This is a genomic window from Bradyrhizobium sp. (assembly GCF_019242285.1).
Lineage (GTDB): Bacteria > Pseudomonadota > Alphaproteobacteria > Rhizobiales > Xanthobacteraceae > Bradyrhizobium.
Map to the genome: position 1 here is coordinate 1 of NZ_JAFAVV010000911.1, position 2336 is coordinate 2336.

At 66.6% G+C, this 2336-nt stretch carries 2 protein-coding genes and 2 pseudogenes; all 4 read right to left on the bottom strand.

What is annotated here, in order from left to right:
- Nucleotides 1–161: pseudogene (locus JOY90_RS37475) on the bottom strand (cysteine hydrolase); the annotation flags it as partial.
- A gap of 11 nt (nucleotides 162–172) precedes the next feature.
- Nucleotides 173–1099, bottom strand: a complete 927-nt coding sequence (locus JOY90_RS37480) for an ABC transporter permease (protein WP_291696121.1) — start codon at nucleotides 1097–1099, stop codon at nucleotides 173–175.
- Between the two features lies 1 nt (nucleotide 1100).
- On the bottom strand, nucleotides 1101–2210 hold the full coding sequence (locus JOY90_RS37485; RefSeq protein ID WP_291696122.1) for an ABC transporter permease: 1110 nt from the start codon (nucleotides 2208–2210) through the stop codon (nucleotides 1101–1103).
- A pseudogene (locus JOY90_RS37490) lies at nucleotides 2207–2336 on the bottom strand (BMP family ABC transporter substrate-binding protein); the annotation flags it as partial. The pseudogene JOY90_RS37490 and the gene JOY90_RS37485, both read right to left, overlap by 4 nt.

The window sequence follows — 2336 nt, forward strand, 5'->3', positions numbered from 1 at the left end:
GCCCGCGTCAGCGAGATGTCGTAGCCCATCTTGTCGACATAGCCGCCGATGCCGCAGAAATCGGTCTGCATGTCGATGATGATCAGCGCGGTGTTCTCGGGCCGCAGGTCGCCATTATAGGGCCAGGCATAGGGCTCGGATTTGATGAAGCGCTCGGGCATGGCCTCGTCCCCTATTTTGTGATCGAAAGCTCGGCCGGCGCGCCGGTCAACGTCCGCTTCGGCGAGCATGTGATGATCATGATGAGAAGCGTCAGGATGTAGGGCGCTGCGTTGAACAAATGATAGCCGGAGGTGACGCCGACCGATTGCAGCGCCGGTCCGAGCGCGGCTGCGCCGCCGAACAGCAGCGAGGCCCACAGGCACAGCATCGGATCCCAACGCGCGAAGATCACCAGCGCCACCGCCGTGATGCCCTGGCCGCTGGAAAGGCCCTCGTTCCAGCTCCCGGGATAGAACAGCGACAGGAACGAGCCGCCGATGCCGGCGAGGAAACCGCCGGCCATGGTGGCGCGCAGGCGGATCAGCAAGACCGAATGGCCCATGGCGCGCGCGGCATCCGCACTCTCGCCGGCGGTGCGGATCAGAAGGCCCCAGCGTGTGGTCCGGAAGGCCCAATACAGGATCGGTGCGAGCGCAAGGCCGATCAGGAACAGCACGTTGATGCGGAGCGCTGCGCGCAGCTGCGGAATGTCGCTCCACCAGCCGAAGTCGATCGCCGGCAGGCGCGCCGCGGTCGGCTCGATCAGTGGCTTGCCGAGATAGAAGGCGAGCCCCGTGCCGAACAGCATCAGCGCGATGCCGACCGCGATGTCGTTGACGCGTGGCAGCGAGCAGATGCCGGCATGCAGCGCGCCGAGGAAGGCGCCGGTCAAGCCTGCCGCGAGCACGCCGAGCCAGGGCGAGCCGGCGAGATAGGAGATGCCATAGGCGCTCATCGCGCCCATCACCAGCGTGCCCTCGAGACCGAGATTGATGCGGCCGCTCCGTTCGGTGATGCATTCGCCGAGGCTGACGAACAGGAATGGCGTCGAGACGCGCACTGCACCGCCGAACACGGCGAGCGGAACGGTCCAGAGCCCGAGCGAGGGGTCCGCCATGTCAGCTCTTCCCCTTCAGAAAGCCGATCCGCCCGTACAGCGCATCGCTGGCGAGCACGAAGACGAAGATCACGCCCTGCAGCACCAGCACCGAGGCGTCCGGCAGGCCGAGCCGCCGCTGCAACAACCCGCCGCTCGCGCTGATGCCGCCGAGCAGGATCGCGACAGGAATGATCGCAAGCGGATTCTGTCGCGCCAGGAAAGCAACCAGGATGCCGGTGAAGCCATAGCCGGCGGCCAGGTTGGCATTGGTGCGGCCCTGCACGGCGGCGACCTCGACCATGCCCGCAAGCCCCGCGGAAGCACCGGCGAGAAAGCAGATCGTGAGGATCAGCTTGCCGACCGAAAGACCCACGATGCGGGCGGCGCGGATGTTGCCGCCGGCGAGGCGCGCGGCGAAGCCGAAGGCGGTGTGATAGATCAGGATGTAGGCAGCAATGGCGGCGACGATGCCGAACACCAGTCCCCAGTGCACGTCGGTGCCGGGAATGCTGCCGATCATGTTGGCCGCGCCGATCTCCCGGGTCGACGGCTTGTTGAGGCTCGCGGGATCGCGCATCACGCCTTCGACCAGATGGTTGAGGATCGCCAGCGCGATGTAGACCAGAAGCAGGCTGGAGATGGTCTCGTTTACGCCGCGATAGTGCCGAAGGCCGCCCGAGAGCATGATCCAGAGGCCGCCGCCGATCATGCCGGCGGCGGCCATCGCGAACTGCACCATGAGCGGCGGCATGGAGGGCAGCGCCAGTGCCGCCGAGGTCGCCGCCAGCGCGCCGATCAGCAGCGCGCCTTCGCCGCCGATGATGACCATGCCGAGCTGCGCCGGCATTGCCGTGCACAGTGCGGTCAGGATCAGCGGCGCCGCGCGGGTCAGCGTGTTCTGCCAGGAGAACCAGGTGCCGAAGGCGCCGTAATACATGTAGAAATAGAGGTCGAGCGGGTTCTTGCCGAACAGCGCGACGAACACGCCGAACAAAGCGAGCGCGCCGATCAGCGCCGCGCCTGGGATCAGAACATATTCGATGCCGGCGCCGTGGCGCTGGAGGAAGCCCGGATCGGCGGCTGGCGCGATCGCCACCGCCTCTGCGGGATCCGCCACCTCCGACGTCACGAAGTGGCTCCGATCACGCCCTCGACCAGATAGTCCATCTTCTCCAACTCGGGATCCTTCTGGCCGCGGTCGGTGCCCGCGGCGATCACGGTCTTGCCCTTGTTGTCCACGATGGGGCCTTTGAAG